The following is a 19,056-nucleotide window of genomic DNA, read 5'->3' on the forward strand; positions in this document are numbered from 1 at the left end:
TCTTTGTCCCTGATATTGAATAACGTGTCGTGTTTATCTTTAAGCACCATAAAGATCATGCAACGATGATCCAGAACAAAACCGGAGACATCTCAATGCGCCGCGCTCTTTTCATGCTGCCTCTTGTCGTGCTGACAGCCTGCGCCACCCCGCGCGAGCAGTGCATCAGTGAAGTCACACGCGATACCCGTATTCTGAGCAGTCTGATCAACGAGACCCGCGCAAATCTGGCGCGTGGTTATGCGCTTGGAGAACGGCAAGAGATTCGGACGCTGCGCGAGACCTGTCGCGGGCGCAATGAGGACGGAACAACATTCACATTCCGCTGTGATGAGACCGAAACCTTCACCACAACGGTACCCGTCGCCATCGACCTGAATGCCGAGCGCGCAAAGCTAGACTCACTGGAAGAGCGTTTCGCGCAATTACAAGCAGCGTCCAATCAGGCTGTCGCTCAGTGTATCGCGCTACACCCTGAATGATTAATGCGCAGCGACTGCCGCCGGATCAATCAAGGTCCGGCCGCCGTCGACCGTTATGATCTGTCCGGTCACAAAGGCCGCGGCATCTGACGCAAGGTATTGCACAGCATCAGAGACTTCTCCCGGGCTTGCGATACGATGCAGTGGCGTGCTTTCGACAATCGCCTCGCGCATTTCGTCATGATCCTTGAGTGATCCTTTCAGGCTCGCGCTCATCACGCTGCCAAAGGCCACTGCATTCACGCGGATACCATGTGGTGCAAGGGCCACAGCCAAGGAACGTGTCATCTGGTCTGACGCGGCAGAGCTGACCGAATAGGCCAGCAGATCTGGATGCGCGCGGCGCGCGGCAATCGAGCTGAGGTTCACGATGGCACCAATCGGATCACCTGTTTCGCCATCGGCCTGTTTGATCATGCGCCGCGCCACGGCCTGACTGACCCGCAGGGCTGTCATCGCGTTTTGCTGGAGCAGTTCCTCGACAGAGTTGTCATCAGGGTCGAGCGGGTCGGTTTCCATGACCTGCCGCGCGGCATTGACCAGAATATCCACCCGTTCAAACGCATCAACCGTGGCGGACAGCAGGTTCGCGATTGTCAGTTTCTTGCGCAGGTCACCCGCAAAGATGCGGATGTTTTCCTCTTTCTCGGCCTCATCCCCGATTTCATGGATCAGTGCTTTTTCATCCATATCGGCGAAAACGACATTCGCACCCATTCTGACAAAGTGCCGTCCGATGGCCAAGCCGACACCATTGGCTGCACCCGTCACAATTGCCGTCTTTCCAGAAATGGAAAATGACATCTTTGCTCTCCCTTGATCCGGTCAGCGCTGTGGCCGGTTGGCGTGGAATACTTTGAACGCACCATTACCCGCGATCATGTCCACATTGCGGAAACATTCGGTCAGTGTCGCCTCATAGGGCAAATGACGGTTGGCAACCATCCAGAGTTTGCCATGCGGGGCCAGCAGGCGGGCCGCCGCTTGGATAAAGCTGCGCCCAAGGCTCGGATCAGAGGCGCGGGATGTGTGGAATGGCGGGTTCATGACAATGCCATCGTAGCCGGATCCATCAAATTGCGTCGCATCTGCCCAATGAAAATGGACGCGCGGGTCACTGACATTCAGCTTGGCGCAATGCAAGGACAGCGCCTCTGCCTCGATCAGATCAAGCGATTTCACACCATCGCGTGCCAGAACAGGTGCGGCCAAATAGCCCCAGCCAGCACCCAGATCAGCCATGCGCGCGGGCAATTTCGCGGGAAGTGCTTCGGCCAACAAAGCCGAACCCGCATCAACAGCGCCATCCGAAAATACACCGGCGGTGGTGAAATATCCGTGCGGGCCTTTGGCAGGCTCCGGTGCGGTCCAATCGGCAAAAGCATCTGTTGCAGCAAACCAGAAAATCCGTCCATGACCTTTCGGGATCGAGGGGAGATCACCCAAAATCTTGCGGCAGGATTTGAACAGACTATCCACACCATCGGTCTTTTGCCCGTCCACGATCACAAAGTTGGCCTTGGCACAGGCCTCGGCCACCATCGCACGTGCCAGCGCTTTGGAGCGTGGCACAACGACGATGGCGACAGCACACTCCTGCAAATCCTGGCGGACGTCATAGCCCGCTGCCTGCCAAGCCGCGACATCAGGGTAAAATCCGTGCGCGATGTGGATGTCGTCGCGCGGCAAGGCAGAAATATCGTAGGTTGCCGATGGGCGCATCAGGGAAATGTTGCCCGAAGGCAACGCGATCATGCCATCTGCGATAGCGGTGCTGAGACGGGATTGGGACATCTGAGGGTGCGAATAGCGACGGCGCTACTCTTTCTCCATCGTACATTGGAGGGGATGTTGGTGCCGCTGGGCAAAATCCATCACCTGCGCAACTTTGGTTTCGGCGATCTCGTGACTGAAGACGCCGACAACAGCGACACCCTTTTTGTGCACCGTCAACATCAGCTCGAATGCCTGCGCATGCGACAGACCAAAGAAACGTTCCAAAACATGGACGACAAATTCCATTGGGGTGAAATCATCGTTCAAGATCAGCACCTTATACATGGGCGGGCGCTTGGTCTTGGGCTTCGTCTCAAGCGCCACGCCGACGTTGCCGTCGTCGTCACCCTTTTTGTCAGCCATCATGTAAAACTCTTTGCGCATTCCATCCGCCCTGTGTGCTTGGCGTTATATATAAGGCACAGGTGGGGCATGAAAACCCCATCTGTCACAATCAATAACATGCCGTGAAAGACGGGAAAATCAGCTATCTTGCGCCATGATCGCGTCACCTTACTACATGTTGCGAATATACGCGAGAAGTGCCGGAAAAGTCTTTGAATTTAGGGTATTTTCTGAAAACGCGACTTATGCTAGCCTTTCTTCATAACAATAAGACCACCGGAAAAATCCGGGGTCATTGAGGCAGAAAAAGAGGCAAGCGACGTGACAAGTCGTCTGGGACAGCGGGCCCTCCACGGGCTATTTCTATGCGTAATTCTGGTATGCTTACTGGTTGCACCGATCCGTGCGATTGCGGCACCCTATGCGGCCATGGTGATGGATGCGCGAACGGGTGAGGTTTTGCATTCACGCAACGCCGATACGCCACTGCACCCCGCATCCCTGACCAAAATGATGACGCTTTATGTTGCCTTTCAGGCGATCGAGCGCGGCGAGATCACGCTTGATACCCCTGTCCGCATCAGCCGCCTTGCAGCATCCGAACCCCCGTCAAAACTGGGGTTGCGCGAAGGGCAAACAATTGCCCTACGCTTCTTGTTGCGCGCCGCAGCTGTCAAATCCGCCAATGATGCTGCCACGGCCATTGGTGAAGCGATATCGGGCTCTGAAGCGGCCTTTGCCACGCGCATGAACCGCACCGCCCGCGCGATGGGGATGCGCGACACAAACTTTCTCAACGCCCACGGGCTGACCCAGTCCGGCCATTTGTCGACTGCGCGCGATATGACCGTGCTTGGCCGTCACGTGATTTATGATTTCCCGCAGTATTATAACCTTTTCTCGCGCCGCTCTGCCGATGCAGGCGTTGCCACCGTCCGCCACACGAACCGTCGCTGGCTGGATAGCTATGAAGGCGGGGATGGCATCAAAACAGGCTATACCCGTGCTGCTGGCTTTAACCTCGTCGCTTCGGCGCAGCGCGGTCAGGAACGTATTATCGCAACTGTCTTTGGTGGATCGTCCACCTCGGCCCGGAATGCACGCATTACCGAGCTTATGGACATGGGTTTTAACCGTGCGCCATCGCGTGCGACAATCCGGCGTCCGAACCCACCGGCGGCGATGCTCTCAAGCTCGGACGGCAGCGGGCAGGTAAACCCCGGCAAGATCGTCCGTGTCAGCGGTCTGATCACGCGCAGCATCCGCCCCGTTGCGCGCCCGACAGCCGCGCCGGTCTCCGAAGAATTGCTTGTTGCCGCTGTTGATACCGACGTGATCAACGCAGCCATCTCTGAGTCCGTTAACGCGGCCCTCGCCGAGGCGCTTGGCGCTTCAGCACCAACAGCAGCACCCACGCAAGTCATTGCGGACGCCGTTCCCGCGGTCACACCTGTCCCTCGCCCCTCACCACCGACACAGGTTGCCGCATTGCCCCCCCAAACTGCCATCACAGACACAGGACCAGAAGTTGTGACACGCATCTCGACATCCGGAGGACGGCATTGGGGTGTCAATGTGGGACGGTATAACACACGGCATGACGCCGAACGGGTCCTGCTGCGGGTTGCGCTGAACGAGATGAGCGCGCTTGACGGCGCGCTCCGGCGCGTGGTGCAGCGGTCCGGCGGCTTTGATGCCAACTTTATGGGGCTGACCCGTGAAGGGGCCGACCTGGCCTGCCGCAGGCTGCAGGCGCGTGGAACCACGTGTTTCATGGTTGGATCCGAAGGGTAGGACGCGGTCACAGCGCCACTGTTCGCCCCTGACACACCAGATTGACGTTGGCGCGAACCAGTGCCGGGTTGGGTGATTTCAAAAACACCGCCTAGACGTCAATGGGGAGCCCGCCGGACACTTTCATTTGACGGAGAATAAAGTTGGTCGTGGTTGTACGAACCACACCAAGGCGGAGGATTTGTTGCATGATGAATTGCTCCAGCGCTTCCGGATCTTTCGCTGCGATCTTCAGAATGAAGTCGAAGTCACCGGTTATCGACGCACACTCCAACACATGTTGGTCACGTTCGATAAAGGCCTCGAATGCTCTGATCGTGGCCTCGCTGTGATCAACCAGCGAAACTTGGACATGCGCAAATGCATGCAACCCGAGCTTTTTACTATCCAGAATGGCTGCGTACCGCAAAATATAGCCGTCCTCCTCCAATCGCTTCATGCGTCGCCAGCAAGGCGATGGAGAAAGGCCTACAGCCTCTGACAATTCATGCGTACTCGCGCGTCCATTGCGCTGCAGGACTTTCAGAATAAGCCGCTCAAACGTATCAAGCATGATTTGCCCCAATCCATATATTTTTCAAAATTATTTGCCTCATATTGGCGTGGATCAATACTCTTAGGTAACTCTATTCTGCATTCTCACAGCATCATGCCTCAAGCAATGCATGAGGTCAAAGATGCCGAAAGATACCAAATATGTCGCTAAGCAACCTGATGAAAACGGGTTTATCGCATATTCCGATGCCGAGAATGCCGTATGGCGTGATCTGGTCGCACAGCAGCAACCGAGTGTGAATGCTCTTGCCGCGCGCGCGTTTCTAGAGGGCCAAAAGAAACTTAACCTGCCCACAGACCGCGTACCGCAATGTGTCGAGGTTTCGCAGGTTCTGACTGATTTGACGGGCTGGAAAGTAGAACCTGTACCTGCCTTGATCGGCTTTTCTCGGTTTTTCAAAATGCTGTCCGAATGCACATTCCCTGCGGCATCTTTTATCCGTGATCGCGAGAGTTTCGACTATATCGAAGAGCCTGATATTTTCCACGAGATCTATGGGCATACGCCGTTGCTGACTGACGCGCGGTTTGCCAAGTTTTCGCAGTTTATCGGCAAAACGGGCCTCGTGTGCGATAAGGCCGATTACGCGTGGTTGATCCGGCTTTACTGGTTTACCGTTGAGTTTGGATTGATCAAAGAGGGCGAAACGATCAAAGCGCTGGGATCAGGCCTTGCATCTTCACCAAGTGAGTTGGGCCACGCAATCCATGAACCATCGGTCGTGCGCAAGCCATTTGACGTGATCGACATTTTACGCACGCCTTACCGGATCGACATTAACCAACCGATCTACTTTGTGCTGGAGAGCGTCGACCAACTGCTTGAGACATGTCAGCGCGACCTGCTGGCCGATATCGCAAACGCCCGATCCCTCGGCCTGCATGCGCCGACATATCCGGAAAAGACAAATGTCAGTGAATGATTTAACGACAAAGAGCTGCGCGGCCTGCGAGGGCTGGGTGCCACCACTGAGCGATGCACAGGTTGCAGCACTCAAAGCCAAGCTTGATCCCGCCTGGCACATGGACGAAAAAGCGGAAAGCCTGTCTCGGAAATTCACCTTCAAAGCATTTGCGAAGGCGGTCTATATGGCCAACCTCACCGCCTTCATCAGTGACAAAGAAGGGCATCATGCAGATATTGCTTTTGGATGGGGCTATTGCCACGTCACATTCACGTCGCATGAACTGGGTCGTTTGTCAGAGAACGATTTCATTTGCGCAGCAAAGCTGGACGCCGCCGTTGGCTAATTGAGAATGGCGGGGGGGGCGAAAAAGCGTCCCCGCCCGCAGAGCAAGGGACAATCCTTCTATCCCGCTCGGTCGCCAGTCACAACGGCATCACTTTTCTCAGGCAACCTTGCCTTCGAAAGCCGCTGCCATCAGCGCGCGCGTATATTCGGTCTGCGGCGCGTCAAAGATCGCATCGGCATCGCCTGCCTCGACGACATCGCCCTGTTTCATCACCATCACCTTATGGGACAGCGCGCGCACAACCTTCAGGTCGTGACTGATAAACAGATAGGCCAGCGCATATTTCTGCTGCAATTCGCGCAGCAAATGCACGATCTGCACCTGTACTGTCATATCCAGCGCCGAGGTCGGTTCATCAAGGATCAGCAATTTGGGCCGCAGGATCATCGCCCGCGCAATCGCGATCCGCTGACGCTGGCCACCTGAAAACTCATGCGGATAGCGATCCATCAGGGCCGGATCGAGGCCCACTTCGGCCATGATTTCCCCAACCATATCACGGCGGTCACGTCCGGGTTCCACGCCATGCACGCCCAGACCTTCGGCGATAATTTCAGCCACCGTCATCCGCGGGCTGAGCGAGCCATATGGGTCTTGAAACACGATCTGCATGTCACTGCGCAAAGGCCGCATCTGGCGTTGGTTCAGGTGCTGAATATCCTTCCCGCGAAAGGCGATCCGCCCTTCCGAGCTGATCAACCGCATCATCGCGAGCGCCAGCGTGGTCTTTCCCGATCCGCTTTCCCCCACAACTCCCAAGGTTTCGCCCGCGCGCACGGTCAGCGTCGCGTCGTTTACCGCTTTGATATACCCCACCGTCCGTTTGAGCAGACCGCGTTGGATCGGGAACCAGATGCGTGCCTGTTCTGTTTCCAAAATCACGGGTGCATCCGGTTGCACCGGTGATGGCACGCCGGTTGACTCCGCAGCCAAGAGCATCTGGGTGTAAGGGTGCTGCGGGTGCGCAAACAGTTCTGCTGTCGGGCCTATTTCAACGATCAGCCCGTCCTTCATCACACAGACCCGATCCGCAATCTTGCGCACAATCGTTAGGTCATGGGTGATGAACAGCATGGACATGCCTTCGTCGCGTTTCAGATCGGCCAGCAAGTCCAGTATTTGTGCCTGAATAGTCACGTCCAGCGCTGTCGTCGGCTCATCCGCAATCAAAAGCTCTGGCCCGTTCGCCAGCGCCATCGCGATCATCACCCTTTGGCGCTGCCCGCCCGAGAGTTGATGGGGATAGGACCCAAGGCGGCTTTCAGCGTCACGGATCCCGACACGCTCAAGCAGTTCGATGATCCGCGCGCGCACCGCTGGGCCACGCAAGCCCTGATGCAGCTCAATACTCTCGGCCAACTGCTTTTCCAGCGTGTGTAGCGGATTGAGCGAGGTCATAGGCTCTTGGAAAATAAAGCTGATGTCATTGCCGCGCACACGGCGCAAAGCGCGTTCATCCGCGCCGACCATTTCTTCGCCCGCGTATTTGATTGAGCCCGCCATTACAGCGCTGTCGCCAAGCAATTGGACAGTGGACAGCGCGGTTACGGATTTTCCAGACCCGCTTTCGCCCACAATCGCGACGGTTTCACCCTTTTGCACCTGAAAGGACACACCCTTGACCGCATGGGTTGGTGTGCCTTCCTGCCGGAAAGCAACGCGCAGATCTTTCACATCAAGGATCGGGGTGGTCATGATGCACGGGCCTTTGCGGCTTCGGTCTCAAAAAGCGTGTCGTCCTTCACCACGTTGCCATCCGCCACAAAGGTTTTGCGCGGATCAAAGGCATCGCGCACCCCTTCAAAGATGAACACCAGAAGCGACAGCATGATCGCGAAGGTAAAGAAGGCGGTAAAGCCAAGCCACGGTGCTTGCAGGTTCTGTTTGGCTTGCAAGGTCATCTCGCCCAGTGACGGGGCCGAGGACGGCAGGCCGAAACCCAAGAAATCGAGCGACGCCAAACCGCCAATCGCCCCTGTCACCAGAAAAGGCAGCATCGTCACCGTCGCTACCATCGCGTTGGGCAGCATATGGCGGAACATGATCGTCCGGTCGCGCACGCCCAGTGCGCGGGCCGCACGGACGTATTCAAGGTTGCGCGCGCGCAGGAACTCGGCCCTCACAACACCCACAAGGGCGGGCCAACCGAACAGCACTGTGAGGAATACAAGGAGCCAGTAACTTCGCCCCAATATCGCAAAGACAATGATGATCACATAAAGCGACGGCATCCCCGTCCATATCTCGATAAAGCGCTGAAAGATCAGGTCGGTCCAGCCGCCAAAATACCCCTGCACAGCCCCCGCCATGATCCCGATGATAGATGCCGCCACCGTCACAGTCAGCGCGAAGGTCACCGATAACCGGAACCCGTAAATCACCCGCGCCAGCACATCGCGCTTGGTATCATCGGTCCCAAGCCAGTTATCGGCACTGGGCGGGGCGGGTGCGACACCGCCCACATCCACGATGGTGTTGTAGGAATAAGGGATAATGGGCCAGAGCATCCACCCTGCCTGAAAGTCACCATCCAGCGTCTCGCCTGCATCGACAGCGGCGATGAGTGTCTCGGGATCATTAAAACACTCTTGCAGGCCGCCTGTGACAATCAGACAATCGACCTCAACCTCCCCGTATCCGGCCTCGGTCGGGAAATCACCGCCAAAGTCCTGCTCTGAATAAAAGCTGAAGATCGGCATCCGAATTTCGCCGCGATAGCTGACGGCGATGGGTTTGTCGTTGGCGATGAATTCGGCAAAGAGCGAGAGGCCAAAGAGAATACCAAAGATGATCAGTGACCACATCGCGCGCCTGTTGCGGCGGAAATTGCGCACACGACGCTGGTTCAATGGCGAAAGAAAAGGACGTTTAGCCATCAGTTCCGCGCCTCGAAATCAATGCGCGGATCAATCAACACATAGGTCAAATCTGTCAAAATCCCCACAACAAGCCCGATCAGCGAAAAGGCAAAAAGCGTACCAAACACCACCGGATAATCGCGTGCCACGGCAGCCTCAAACCCCAGTCGGCCCAGACCATCAAGCGAGAACAGCGTTTCGATAATCAGCGACCCGCCGAAGAATACGCCGATAAACAGCGCCGGAAAGCCAGAGATGACAATCAGCATCGCGTTGCGGAAGACGTGGCCGTAAAGCACCTTGCGTTCGGACAGGCCCTTGGCGCGGGCGGTGATCACATATTGCTTTTTGATCTCGTCAAGAAAGCTGTTCTTGGTCAGCAACGTCAGCGTGGCAAAGGCCGAAATCGTCGAGGCCAACACCGGCAAGGTGATGTGCCAGAAGTAATCGAGGACCTTACCGATCAGCGACAGCTCTTCGAAGTTGGCCGAGGTCAAGCCACGCAGCGGGAAGAGACGGAAATAGGAGCCGCCTGCAAAAAGTACGATGAGCAGGATCGCGAACAAAAATCCCGGGATCGCATAGCCGACAATGATCGCACCGGATGTCCATGTGTCGAACGGCGTGCCATCTTTAACAGCCTTTTTGATCCCCAACGGGATCGAGATCATATAGGCGATTAATGTCGACCAAAGCCCCAAAGTGATCGAGACCGGCATCTTTTCCAGCACCAGATCAAGCACGCTGATTGACCGGAAATAGCTTTCGCCAAAGTCAAACCGCATGTAGTTCCACATCATGTTGAGGAAGCGTTCAAGCGGGGGTTTGTCAAAACCGAACTCGCGCTCAAGCTCGGCAATAAATTCGGGTGGCAAACCGCGCCCGCCGACATAATCGCTATCAGATCCTTGGCCCAGATCGGCGTCACCGCCGCCACCCGAGATACCCTCGAACACATCCCCCTGCCCTTCAAGATTGGCGAGGATTTGTTCGATCGGCCCGCCGGGCACAAACTGTGTCAGCGTAAAATTGATGATCATGATCCCCAACAGCGTGGGGATCACAAGCAACAAGCGTCGGAGGATATAGGCGCCCATGGAATTCGCTTATTGAAACGCGCCGGCGGCGACAAGATCGTTATATTTATCCTGATTGATCCACCAGTAATCCAGATGGCCCAACCCGAATTCCGGCAGGTTCTCGGGGTATTCATAAAAGTCGTAATAGGCGACCCAGTTCTTGCCCAGATACCACGCCGGCACGATGAAATAATCATAACGCATGATCCGGTCAGCGGCCCGGATCAAGGCGGCCATTTCATCATAGTCTGCGGCTTCGGGGATCATTTCACCGATACGGTCGATCGCCTCGGTACAATAGGCGGCGGGGTTAAAGACATCATCCTTGTCTTCACAACCATAGCGCTGGGAAAACCCTGTGCCTTCCTGCAAACCACTGCTGTAGCCGCCAAAAATCATGTCATAATCTTTGGCCTGACGCCGCGCCTGATACTGTGACGGGTCAACACGGTTGTAGGTCACGTTCACGCCCAGACGGCGCAGGTTTTCGATATAGGGGTTGATGATACGGTCAAAGGATTGGCGGGTTTCCAGAAACTCGACATCCAGCGTATTGCCATCGGCATCGCGCAACAGCCCGTCCGCGTCCGAGGTCCAGCCCGCCTCTTCCATCAGCGCCAACGCGGCGCGCAGGTTGCCACGGTCAAGCGGTCTGTCGCCCGAGGTATGGGGCAAAACCGCATCTTCGGTGAAAATCGCATCGGGCAGCACGTCGCGCAGCCCTTCCAGGATTTCCAGTTCGCGCCCCTGCGGCAGGCCCACAGCCTTGAGCCGGTCGTTTTCCCAAAAGCTTTCGCGCTGCTGGAAAAGCCCGTATTGCAGCGTGTCGTTGGTCCATGTGAAGTTGTAAACAAGCCCGATGGCCCGCCGCACGTTGCGGTCGGCGAATTTTTCACGATCCATGTTGAACACAAAACCCGTGGCACCGGGCAAGGTGCCGTCGTCCAATTCTTCGCGCACAACCCATCCCTGATCAAGCGCAGGGAAATCATAGGCCGTGGCCCAGTTGATCGATGAGTTTTCCTGACGGAAGGTAAACTCGCCCGCCTTGAAGGCCTCGAAAGCAGCAGAGCTATCGGCGAAATACTCGATCCGGATGCTGTCGTAGTTGCCACGCCCGACATTCATCGGCGCGTTAGCCCCCCAATAATCCGGATTGCGCACATAGATAATCTGGCGTCCCGGATCGACTTCACCGATCATATATTCGCCCGTACCGGGTGAGACCTCGAGTCGCGACTCGTCCAGACGTGCACCGGTTTCTTCGAACCATGCTTTGGACATGGCAAGTGCAGATCCCATTTGCGGGATGCGGGCGCGGATCGGTGCATCGGAAGAGAAGCTGAACTTTACCGTGAAATCGTCCAAAGCCTCATAGTCGGTCACGAGCTGCTGAAGGCCGATCTGGATCGAAGGTGTGCCCTGTTCGCGAAATAGCTCATGCGTATGGATGATGTCATGTGCCGTCATCTGGGTGCCGTCCGAAAAGAAGACATCATCACGCAGGTTAAAAATGACCCAAGACATGTCTTCGGGATATTCCAGCGTGGTACAGAGCACGCAGTAGTACGACCCCACCTCGTCCGAGGTCACATCCATAATCCGTTCAAACATGATAGATGAAAGCCCCCCCGGCGACCCTGTCAATGTCGCGAAAGGGTTCATGCTGTCGAAAGAGCCCACGGTCGAGATACTGATCTCGCCACCGAGTGGTGCATCGGGGTTCACATAGTCAAGATGGACAAAGCCGGGTCCGTATTTGAGATCACCATATTCGTTAAAACCATGGCTTTCGATGATGACCTGATGCGCGTCGGCAAAAACCTCGGTAGCGGACAAAAGCGCCGCGATGCTGATGATAGATCCGATGGCCCATGTTTGAAGCACATGTGCAGGTTTCGCATGAACCTTTGTTTGGGCGCCTGAACGGATTGTCTTCTGCATCAGTTTCTCCGGTTTTTAAGCTTCTTGTCTTTATAGATGAAGTAAATGGAGAGTTTGGCAAAGTTTCAAGTTGCGTTTGTGTGAACGCGCGATGACAAAATTGAAATATTCTAAGAAAAAAGGCCGCCCCAGCGGACGGCCTTGATGTATGCGCGGTTTGGAAATCAGCCGCCGATCGTTGCGAGATAGGCAATCAGGTTTGCGCGGTCTTCGACATCGCGCATACCATTATAGCTCATCGCTGTGCCCGGTGCGTAACCGCGTGGGTTTTCGAGGAAGGCATTCAACGCTTCAGGGCTCCAAACATCGGTCGCTTCGGCCAGTGCGCCAGAGTAGTTGAAATCATCATAAAACTGGACCGGACGGTTCACGACACCGTAAAGCGCGGGGCCTGTACCATGCTGGCCGGGTTCAAGCGCGTGGCAAGACCGGCACCCGCGCCACAATGCTTCACCATCTGTGGCACTCGCTGATGCATAGACCACCGAGAATGGAACCTCTTCGACAACTTCAACTTCGTCGCCATCAGCGTCTTCGACCTCGATCACATAGGCTTGCTCTCCGTAGTGGCCGCCGCTGTGATAAATTTCTTCGGCCAACCACGCCCCCAGCAAGAAAACGAGGAAAGTGCTGCATAGACCGCCGATAATTTTGGTCGTTGTCATTGTGTCGAACATGTCGCGTTCCATTCAGTAGAAAGTTTCGTCGGTATCTATCCGCTTCCCACACTAGGTTGCAAGGTATAGAGACGCGACCGAATGCCTCTTTTTGAGGGAAACAGCACAGAGATTACACCGATGTCGCAGAAAATCGCATTTCAGGGTGAATTGGGTGCCTATGGGCACGAGGCCTGCGTGACCGCGCGGCCGGACTATGACCCCCTGCCATGCGCCACTTTTGAGGCTGCGATCGACGCCGTGCGTCATGGTGCGGCCGATCTCGGCATGATCGCCGTCGAGAATTCGACCTACGGCCGTGTGGCAGACGTCCACTCGCTCTTGCCGGAAAGCGGTCTGCATATCGTGGATGAAACCTTCGTGCGGGTGCATATCAATCTGCTTGGCAAACAGGATGCGTCGCTTGGCGATATCAAAGAGGCCCACGGACACCCTGTGATCCTGCCACAGTGCGGGGAGTTCTTGCGCGCAAACGGGATTACACCACGCACCAGCACAGACAACGCCCGCGCAGCGCGCGAGGTTGCGACAGGTGATAACCGTAATATCGCTGCGCTGGCCTCAGAGCTTGCGGCGGAAATTTACGGGCTCAAGGTTCTTGCCCGCCACATCGAGGATCATGCACGCAACACCACGCGGTTTTTGATCATGGCACGCGACCCCGACTATACCCGCCGCGGCACCTCGGGGATGATGACCAGCTTTGTGTTCCGCGTACGCAACATTCCTGCAGCACTTTACAAGGCGATGGGTGGTTTTGCCACGAATGGCGTCAACATGACCAAGCTGGAAAGCTATATGGTGGGCGGCGAATTCACGGCAACGCAATTCTATGCTGAAATCGAAGGGCATCTCGACGACGCCAATGTCCAGCTTGCCATGGAAGAGCTTGGCTATTTTACCGACCATCTGCTGGTGATGGGGGTCTACCCCGCTGCGGCAAGACGGCACGAAAAGGTTGCCAGCGGGGCGTAGCGCAACAGGCAGATCACTGCCCGCGTCGGTAATCATCCTCGACAGTTTCGGCATAATCAAGCACGCGGGCCTTGAACCGCTTGGTCAGCTTGGTTTTTGCCAACTTAAGCGATTGCAGTAGAAGACGCGCCGTCAATGTCTTGGCCTTCAAGTCAAACGACGCAATCAGACGGGTCCGCGTGGCAGACAGCGCAATCAGTTCAATCTCTGTATAGGCGATCAGCCCGTCCGACTGGCTTTCGACCACGATCGCCTGATCCACCTCAAGCGTGGTCAGTTCCGCCTGTACCTTGCGGGCCCGTCCGCGAAAATCGAATGCGATGTCCCAGATCGTGCCGACCTCGGGCGCCGTGTCCGACCGTCGCTTTACTTGGATCCCCTGACGCAAGGCGCGGCGCTCAAACCCGGCAAAGTCGCTGACGCGCCCGTAAACATAAGCGATTGGCGCCTCGATATCTTCGCGCGTGCTTAACTTCATCGGGGTCTCCTTCGCCTCGTTTTAATCCAGCCGGTCCGAAAGCCATGCCTGTAGCAGGAAATGCGCAATCGCCCCTTTGCGCGCAGGCAAAAGCTTGGGGTGGTTACCCGCAAAGGCCTCGGCCATCTCCTCGCGCGTGACCCACATGGCATCTTCGATTTCGTCTGGGTCAATCGTGATATCTTTGTTCAGCGCGACACCCGCACAGCCGAACATCAACGAGGCCGGAAACGGCCAAGGCTGGCTTGCCAAATAGGATACTGCTCCTACACGCACGCCGGCTTCCTCAAAGACCTCGCGGCGCACTGCCGCCTCAATGGTTTCGCCCGGTTCCACAAAGCCCGCCAGCAAGGAATACATCCCCTCGGGCCATCCCGGTGATCGGCCGACCAACACGGCATTGCCGTGGGTGATCAACATGATGACGACCGGATCGGTGCGCGGAAAATGATGTCCGCCACAGGCCGCGCAATTGCGCTGCCAGCCACCCATTGCCATTGCACTCTCGGCCCCGCACCGCGCGCAGAACCTGTGCGACCTGTGCCAATCCATCACCGCCTTGGCTGTCGCGGCAAGTTCGGCATCCCGGGGCGACAGGCGGGTCATGATCGCGCGAAGCTCCGCAAAGGCGGCGTCCGGAACGGCTGGATGCTGCTGCTCGGACGGGTCAAGAAAGGTGTTCAGTGTCTCGGTATCCAGATTGTCCGGCGTCCACGCCGAAAAATCTGCAGCGAACACCAACGCGCCATTGTCGCGACCCAACAGGATCATATCTGCCGCCGCATCCACCATCGCTGCGTGATCAAGGGGGAGACGCACCAAGGTATCACCCATAACCATCGGTTTGCCGCGCCACATCAGAATCGCGCGCGCATCGCGCTGCCCCCGCAACTGATCCGCCTGACCGCGCAATTCTGCGGCCCGATCAAGGCCCGATCCGCCAAATGTAACCGTTTCTGCAATCTTCATTGCGCCGAAATGCCATGGACCTTGCGTAACTACAATTTTTTTCCGACCGTATCTTGTAGCAGTCCAAATATTTCCCGCTAAGGTTGTGCTATGAAGACACCTTTTTCCTCAACCGTGCAGTCTCCGTCAGGGCAATTGCGTTTGCTCGAGACGACAGACCTCCACATGCAATTGCTGGACTATGATTATTTTGCAGATCGACAGGACCCGACCACCGGATTAGTCAAGCTGGCAGACCAGATAGCAGCGTTGCGAGACGATCCTTTGGTCACGACAATCCTTTGTGACAACGGCGATCTTATTCAGGGGAATCCGTTGGCGGATTATCTGGCACAAACTCTGGCGCCCGATCAGACCCACCCGATCATCGCGGCACTGGATATGTTGCAATACGATGCCATAACCCTTGGCAACCATGAGTTCGACTATGGGCCTGTCTTTCTCAAGTCCGTACTGGCAAAGGCAAGTTTTCCTGTGGTCTGCACCAATGTGCCGGCCTTTCACGGGGATGATCTGGTAAAGCCGTTTACGATTTTGGAGCGTGATATTCCTTGCGATGACGGCATCAGGCACCCCATCAAGATTGGAGTCATCGGTTTCGCCCCACCCCAGTTTGCCGACGCAGGCAATCCAGCGCTCAACGCAACCGATATCCGCCGAGCCGCGCAGGACATCGTCCCGCAAGTCAAAGCCGCCGGTGCAGATATCATTGTGGCCCTTTGCCACTCAGGTATCGGTTTGGCGGAGGATATCCCACATTTGGAAAACGCAGCACTACCTCTGGCACAAGTTGCGGGCATCGACGCGCTTTTGCTGGGCCATACCCATGAGGTCTTTCCCGATGCAACCATCGCCACAGACGGGCCCGCCGATTACGCGGGCGGTCGCCTGCACGGCAAACCGGCAGTGATGGCGGGATTTGGTGCGCAATCATTCGGCGTGATCGAACTCACCCTGCGCCGCGCGCAGGGCGGCTGGCAGATTACAGATCATCAAACGCGGGTTGAAAGGGCTTCATTGCGCAAAGGCCCAGAGAGCAAACTACGCCAAGACCTGCGCGCCCTTGTGGCGACACCTCACGTCGCAACCGTTGCGCAGATGCAAGAACCGGTGGTGAACACAACCGTGCCCATCACGAGCTATTTTGCGACGCTTCAGCCGGACTTCAGTCAGCAACTCATGGCGCAGGCCATGCAACGGGCAACCAACGCAGCGCTCGAGGGCGCGCACCCGCCCGTTCTGGCTGCAACATCGTCATACCGGTTTGGCGGGCGGAGCGGGCTCGGGCATTACATCGACATTCCCGTCGGTCCAATCACCTTGCGCGATGTCGCCGCAATTTTCCCCTTCGCGGATCATCTTTGCGCAGTGCGCCGCACAGGGAAACAACTGCGGCTCTGGCTGGAACGTGCAGCCGCGCATTACAACCGGATGCAACCGGGCCTCTGCAATCAGCCGCTGATAAGCCCGCAAAGCGCCGGCTATAACTGCGATGCGATCTTTGGACTGTCCTACCAGATCGACCTCACGCAACCCGCGCGCTTTGACACCCAAGGGCGAGAGATAAATCCAAATGCAAGCCGTATCGTGCAGATGCGCTTTCAAGACCAAACCGTAGAAGATGACGATGTTTTCATTGTGGCCACCAACAGCTTTCGTGCAAAAGGCGGCGGCGGTTTTCCACAGATCGCAGCCGATGACATCGTCTATACGTCCCGGCAAACACTCCGCGATATCTTGATCAAAGACCTTAAAGCCATAGGATCGGTGACGGCAAAGCCTTGCCAAAACTGGGCTTTCGCGCCAATCCCGAACACCGCCGCAGCATTTGTCAGTGCACCGCAAGCGCGGGATCACATCACGGGTCCGATCACCTATATCCGGCAGGATGCAGATGGCCGTGCGCGGTATCGCATCACCTTCTGAAGTCTTGCGGAACGGCGCAAACAGCCCTATATCGACGTTGAGAGGTTGGCGCGGGCGAGCGCCTCGCCAACCTGGTCAGGTCCGGAAGGAAGCAGCCATAACGAGCCCCGCTTGGGTCGTTGTCAGCCTCTCACCTTTGATTTGCGCAGCAAATTCAAGGCAAACCCATCCAGCAAAGGAGGATGTTTATGATTGTCGCAAAAAACACTCTCCCGGCTCGGGTGCGCTGAAGGCATTTCCGCCCCCTCGTCCGGTTGCTGCTGGCAGGTTTCAACCGCCAGCGTCTTTCTTCCCTTTGACGAGGACTGATCATTGACTGTTTTGACACGCGACGCCCTTGGCTGGTCGCCTTTCTATATGTCCCAGCTCGAAATAGATGAGCTGGACGCACTCACCCCTGCACGTATTGCCACAGTCCACCGCGACCGCGTCGTGGGCTTTTCCGATATCGGCACACTTGAACTGACACTTGATCCTGGCATCACCACAGCAGAAGTCGGCGTGGGCGATTGGGTGCTTTGCGCGCCGGAACAGCACAGGCTCGTGCGGATCCTGGATCGCAAAACCGAACTGACACGCGGCACCGAATATCACACCGGCGAGAAGCAACTGATCGCAGCCAATCTTGATACGCTGTTCATCACCTCATCATGCAACAACGATTTCAATCCCGCACGGCTTGAGCGGTATCTGGCGCTTGCCCATGATGCGATGATCACGCCAGTGATCCTGTTGACCAAGGCCGACCAGACCGATGATCCTGATAGCTACGTCGATCAGGCGCGCAGCTTGGGACGCAATCTGGAAGTCGTCGCGCTGGATGCGAAGAACGATGACGTTCCGGCTGTTCTGGCCCCTTGGTGTGGAAAAGGGCAGACCGTTGCACTCGCGGGGTCATCCGGCGTGGGCAAAACCACCCTTGCGAACGCATTGACCGGCGGCAATGCCGCAACACAGGCCATCCGCGAGGATGACGCGCGCGGTCGGCACACGACCACCGGGCGGTCACTGCACCGGATGGCGACGGGTGGCTGGCTGATCGACACTCCGGGGATGCGCGGCCTTGGCGTGGCAGAGGTGGCCTATGGCATCGACGCGACATTTCCCGAGATATCGGAACTGGCCGCCACCTGTAAGTTCCGCGATTGCGCACATGAGAGCGAGCCGGGCTGTGCCGTACAGGCGGGTATTGCCGCAGGCCAGGTTGACCCTGAACGCCTCAAGCGCTTCAAGAAGCTGAAACGCGAAAACGAACAGGCGACCGAGACAATTGCGCAAGCGCGGGATCGGTCGCGGAAGTTTGGCAAGATGGTGAAGTCGGCGATCAAGAAGAAACCGCGCAACACGTAAGGTGGATCAAGATCCACCTTACCCCTGATACGCCCAATCCAACTGCGGATCCGTTTCCACAGCACATGGGCGCACGGCCCGCAACCGTGCCAAGGCCGTATCCGCATCTTCGCCCGCCGCAATCATCAACCGCAGCACCATCATCCCCGACCGGCCGCAGCCGCCAAAACAATGCACCAACACGCGACCGCCGCTGCGCAGCGTGCCCAGAACCGCATCGCGCACCGCTGGCCAATCCATCCCTGTTGGCACACCGAAATCCGCCACCGGCAAATGCAGCCAGCCGATCCCTGCATTGGCAAGGTCGGCGCCCAACGTCCCCGCCCCTTTGCGATCCAACTCGGCCTGCGTTGTCATCGTCAGGACCAGATCAGGGCGCCAATCCATCAGGCGCAGCCAATCCGTGTAATAATGCCGCGTCCTGCCGGGCATGGGCGTGATCGCCAAGGTGCCGCCCGCCACAGGCAGGCTATGAATGACAAATTCGAGCATCTTGGCCTTATAAGAAAAAATACCTGCAGAAAGTCCGCCAATCTGGCGCCGTTGCCACAAGGGAAGACCATAAGCGTTAAAACCGAACAAGTGAAAATCGCA

The 19,056-nt window shown here is 56.8% G+C and carries 19 protein-coding genes and 1 other RNA gene; 8 read left to right on the forward strand and 12 right to left on the reverse strand.

Features of this window, described 5'->3' with window-relative positions; genetic code table 11:
• The first annotated feature begins 65 nt into the window (after window positions 1-65).
• Complete coding sequence (locus B0B09_RS09235) at window positions 66-482, forward strand: hypothetical protein (protein ID WP_242654369.1); 417 nt, start codon at window positions 66-68, stop codon at window positions 480-482.
• Here the strand turns inward: B0B09_RS09235 and B0B09_RS09240 are convergent, their stop codons facing one another.
• The 3 genes from B0B09_RS09240 to clpS are packed head-to-tail and all read right to left on the reverse strand — an operon-like array spanning window position 483 to window position 2,642.
• Window positions 483-1,286 carry an SDR family NAD(P)-dependent oxidoreductase gene (locus B0B09_RS09240; protein WP_055294060.1) on the reverse strand — a complete coding sequence of 268 codons (804 nt, stop codon included), beginning with the start codon at window positions 1,284-1,286 and terminating at the stop codon, window positions 483-485. It abuts the gene before it with no gap.
• Between the two features lie 21 nt (window positions 1,287-1,307).
• The gene (locus tag B0B09_RS09245; protein WP_076659314.1) at window positions 1,308-2,276 is read right to left on the reverse strand and encodes a class I SAM-dependent methyltransferase; all 969 of its coding nucleotides are present in this window, start codon (window positions 2,274-2,276) and stop codon (window positions 1,308-1,310) included.
• Window positions 2,277-2,300: 24 nt separating this feature from the next.
• Window positions 2,301-2,642, reverse strand: coding sequence for an ATP-dependent Clp protease adapter ClpS (gene clpS / locus B0B09_RS09250; protein ID WP_055294056.1), 342 nt, complete (start codon window positions 2,640-2,642; stop codon window positions 2,301-2,303).
• Window positions 2,643-2,924: 282 nt separating this feature from the next.
• Between clpS and B0B09_RS09255 the strand changes: the two genes are divergently transcribed.
• Window positions 2,925-4,397: a serine hydrolase gene (locus tag B0B09_RS09255; RefSeq protein WP_076659315.1), complete on the forward strand. Its 1,473-nt coding sequence runs from the start codon at window positions 2,925-2,927 to the stop codon at window positions 4,395-4,397.
• Between the two features lie 91 nt (window positions 4,398-4,488).
• Here B0B09_RS09255 and B0B09_RS09260 read toward each other — a convergent pair whose 3' ends face one another.
• Complete coding sequence (locus B0B09_RS09260) at window positions 4,489-4,950, reverse strand: Lrp/AsnC family transcriptional regulator (protein ID WP_055294689.1); 462 nt, start codon at window positions 4,948-4,950, stop codon at window positions 4,489-4,491.
• Between the two features lie 124 nt (window positions 4,951-5,074).
• On the opposite strand from B0B09_RS09260, the gene B0B09_RS09265 reads away from it, so the two are divergent.
• Window positions 5,075-5,875: a phenylalanine 4-monooxygenase gene (locus B0B09_RS09265; RefSeq protein ID WP_076659316.1), complete on the forward strand. Its 801-nt coding sequence runs from the start codon at window positions 5,075-5,077 to the stop codon at window positions 5,873-5,875.
• Window positions 5,862-6,203: a 4a-hydroxytetrahydrobiopterin dehydratase gene (locus tag B0B09_RS09270; RefSeq protein ID WP_165689314.1), complete on the forward strand. Its 342-nt coding sequence runs from the start codon at window positions 5,862-5,864 to the stop codon at window positions 6,201-6,203. Before B0B09_RS09265 ends, B0B09_RS09270 begins: the two co-directional genes overlap by 14 nt.
• 99 nt (window positions 6,204-6,302) lie before the next feature.
• On the opposite strand, the gene B0B09_RS09275 is transcribed toward B0B09_RS09270, so the two are convergent.
• The 5 genes from B0B09_RS09275 to B0B09_RS09295 all read right to left on the reverse strand — a co-directional run bounded on the left by B0B09_RS09275 (window position 6,303) and on the right by B0B09_RS09295 (window position 12,776).
• Complete coding sequence (locus B0B09_RS09275; RefSeq protein WP_076659318.1) at window positions 6,303-7,901, reverse strand: ABC transporter ATP-binding protein; 1,599 nt, start codon at window positions 7,899-7,901, stop codon at window positions 6,303-6,305.
• Window positions 7,898-9,082: an ABC transporter permease gene (locus B0B09_RS09280; protein WP_076659319.1), complete on the reverse strand. Its 1,185-nt coding sequence runs from the start codon at window positions 9,080-9,082 to the stop codon at window positions 7,898-7,900. The genes B0B09_RS09275 and B0B09_RS09280 overlap by 4 nt, the downstream gene beginning before the upstream one ends.
• A complete protein-coding gene (locus tag B0B09_RS09285) occupies window positions 9,082-10,161 on the reverse strand; it encodes a microcin C ABC transporter permease YejB (RefSeq protein ID WP_076659320.1) in 1,080 nt (359 codons plus the stop codon). Before B0B09_RS09285 ends, B0B09_RS09280 begins: the two co-directional genes overlap by 1 nt.
• Window positions 10,162-10,170: 9 nt before the next feature.
• Window positions 10,171-12,087 (reverse strand): extracellular solute-binding protein, encoded by a 1,917-nt coding sequence (locus B0B09_RS09290; RefSeq protein ID WP_076659321.1) that lies wholly within the window; start codon window positions 12,085-12,087, stop codon window positions 10,171-10,173.
• Between the two features lie 164 nt (window positions 12,088-12,251).
• Window positions 12,252-12,776, reverse strand: coding sequence for a c-type cytochrome (locus tag B0B09_RS09295; RefSeq protein WP_207552143.1), 525 nt, complete (start codon window positions 12,774-12,776; stop codon window positions 12,252-12,254).
• A gap of 108 nt (window positions 12,777-12,884) precedes the next feature.
• On the opposite strand from B0B09_RS09295, the gene B0B09_RS09300 reads away from it, so the two are divergent.
• Window positions 12,885-13,739 carry a prephenate dehydratase gene (locus B0B09_RS09300; RefSeq protein WP_076659881.1) on the forward strand — a complete coding sequence of 285 codons (855 nt, stop codon included), beginning with the start codon at window positions 12,885-12,887 and terminating at the stop codon, window positions 13,737-13,739.
• 13 nt (window positions 13,740-13,752) lie between these two features.
• Here the strand turns inward: B0B09_RS09300 and B0B09_RS09305 are convergent, their stop codons facing one another.
• Window positions 13,753-14,217 (reverse strand): SRPBCC family protein, encoded by a 465-nt coding sequence (locus tag B0B09_RS09305; protein ID WP_076659322.1) that lies wholly within the window; start codon window positions 14,215-14,217, stop codon window positions 13,753-13,755.
• A 21-nt stretch (window positions 14,218-14,238) separates the two neighbouring features.
• Window positions 14,239-15,186, reverse strand: a complete 948-nt coding sequence (gene nudC / locus B0B09_RS09310; RefSeq protein ID WP_076659323.1) for an NAD(+) diphosphatase — start codon at window positions 15,184-15,186, stop codon at window positions 14,239-14,241.
• 90 nt (window positions 15,187-15,276) lie between these two features.
• Between nudC and B0B09_RS09315 the strand changes: the two genes are divergently transcribed.
• The 3 genes from B0B09_RS09315 to rsgA all read left to right on the forward strand — a co-directional run bounded on the left by B0B09_RS09315 (window position 15,277) and on the right by rsgA (window position 18,462).
• Window positions 15,277-17,112 carry a bifunctional 2',3'-cyclic-nucleotide 2'-phosphodiesterase/3'-nucleotidase gene (locus tag B0B09_RS09315; protein WP_076659324.1) on the forward strand — a complete coding sequence of 612 codons (1,836 nt, stop codon included), beginning with the start codon at window positions 15,277-15,279 and terminating at the stop codon, window positions 17,110-17,112.
• Window positions 17,113-17,150: 38 nt separating this feature from the next.
• An RNA gene (ffs, locus tag B0B09_RS09320) (signal recognition particle sRNA small type) lies at window positions 17,151-17,248 on the forward strand.
• Between the two features lie 176 nt (window positions 17,249-17,424).
• Window positions 17,425-18,462, forward strand: a complete 1,038-nt coding sequence (rsgA, locus tag B0B09_RS09325) for a ribosome small subunit-dependent GTPase A (RefSeq protein WP_084190770.1) — start codon at window positions 17,425-17,427, stop codon at window positions 18,460-18,462.
• An 18-nt stretch (window positions 18,463-18,480) separates the two neighbouring features.
• On the opposite strand, the gene B0B09_RS09330 is transcribed toward rsgA, so the two are convergent.
• Window positions 18,481-18,954, reverse strand: coding sequence for a protein-tyrosine phosphatase family protein (locus B0B09_RS09330; RefSeq protein ID WP_076659883.1), 474 nt, complete (start codon window positions 18,952-18,954; stop codon window positions 18,481-18,483).
• Window positions 18,955-19,056 lie beyond the last annotated feature (102 nt).

The organism is Yoonia rosea, from assembly GCF_900156505.1.
GTDB classification, from domain to species: Bacteria; Pseudomonadota; Alphaproteobacteria; order Rhodobacterales; family Rhodobacteraceae; genus Yoonia; species Yoonia rosea.

What these genes read in the sequence shown, in the direction of transcription:
- B0B09_RS09235 (WP_242654369.1), top strand. Translation starts at nt 66, where the DNA reads ATGATCCAGAACAAAACCGGAGACATCTCAATGCGCCGCGCTCTTTTC.
- B0B09_RS09240 (WP_055294060.1), bottom strand. Translation starts at nt 1,286, where the DNA reads ATGTCATTTTCCATTTCTGGAAAGACGGCAATTGTGACGGGTGCAGCC.
- B0B09_RS09245 (WP_076659314.1), bottom strand. Translation starts at nt 2,276, where the DNA reads ATGTCCCAATCCCGTCTCAGCACCGCTATCGCAGATGGCATGATCGCG.
- clpS (WP_055294056.1), bottom strand. Translation starts at nt 2,642, where the DNA reads ATGCGCAAAGAGTTTTACATGATGGCTGACAAAAAGGGTGACGACGAC.
- B0B09_RS09260 (WP_055294689.1), bottom strand. Translation starts at nt 4,950, where the DNA reads ATGCTTGATACGTTTGAGCGGCTTATTCTGAAAGTCCTGCAGCGCAAT.
- B0B09_RS09265 (WP_076659316.1), top strand. Translation starts at nt 5,075, where the DNA reads ATGCCGAAAGATACCAAATATGTCGCTAAGCAACCTGATGAAAACGGG.
- B0B09_RS09270 (WP_165689314.1), top strand. Translation starts at nt 5,862, where the DNA reads ATGTCAGTGAATGATTTAACGACAAAGAGCTGCGCGGCCTGCGAGGGC.
- B0B09_RS09275 (WP_076659318.1), bottom strand. Translation starts at nt 7,901, where the DNA reads ATGACCACCCCGATCCTTGATGTGAAAGATCTGCGCGTTGCTTTCCGG.
- B0B09_RS09280 (WP_076659319.1), bottom strand. Translation starts at nt 9,082, where the DNA reads ATGGCTAAACGTCCTTTTCTTTCGCCATTGAACCAGCGTCGTGTGCGC.
- B0B09_RS09285 (WP_076659320.1), bottom strand. Translation starts at nt 10,161, where the DNA reads ATGGGCGCCTATATCCTCCGACGCTTGTTGCTTGTGATCCCCACGCTG.
- B0B09_RS09290 (WP_076659321.1), bottom strand. Translation starts at nt 12,087, where the DNA reads ATGCAGAAGACAATCCGTTCAGGCGCCCAAACAAAGGTTCATGCGAAA.
- B0B09_RS09295 (WP_207552143.1), bottom strand. Translation starts at nt 12,776, where the DNA reads ATGGAACGCGACATGTTCGACACAATGACAACGACCAAAATTATCGGC.
- B0B09_RS09300 (WP_076659881.1), top strand. Translation starts at nt 12,885, where the DNA reads ATGTCGCAGAAAATCGCATTTCAGGGTGAATTGGGTGCCTATGGGCAC.
- B0B09_RS09305 (WP_076659322.1), bottom strand. Translation starts at nt 14,217, where the DNA reads ATGAAGTTAAGCACGCGCGAAGATATCGAGGCGCCAATCGCTTATGTT.
- nudC (WP_076659323.1), bottom strand. Translation starts at nt 15,186, where the DNA reads ATGAAGATTGCAGAAACGGTTACATTTGGCGGATCGGGCCTTGATCGG.
- B0B09_RS09315 (WP_076659324.1), top strand. Translation starts at nt 15,277, where the DNA reads ATGAAGACACCTTTTTCCTCAACCGTGCAGTCTCCGTCAGGGCAATTG.
- B0B09_RS09330 (WP_076659883.1), bottom strand. Translation starts at nt 18,954, where the DNA reads ATGCTCGAATTTGTCATTCATAGCCTGCCTGTGGCGGGCGGCACCTTG.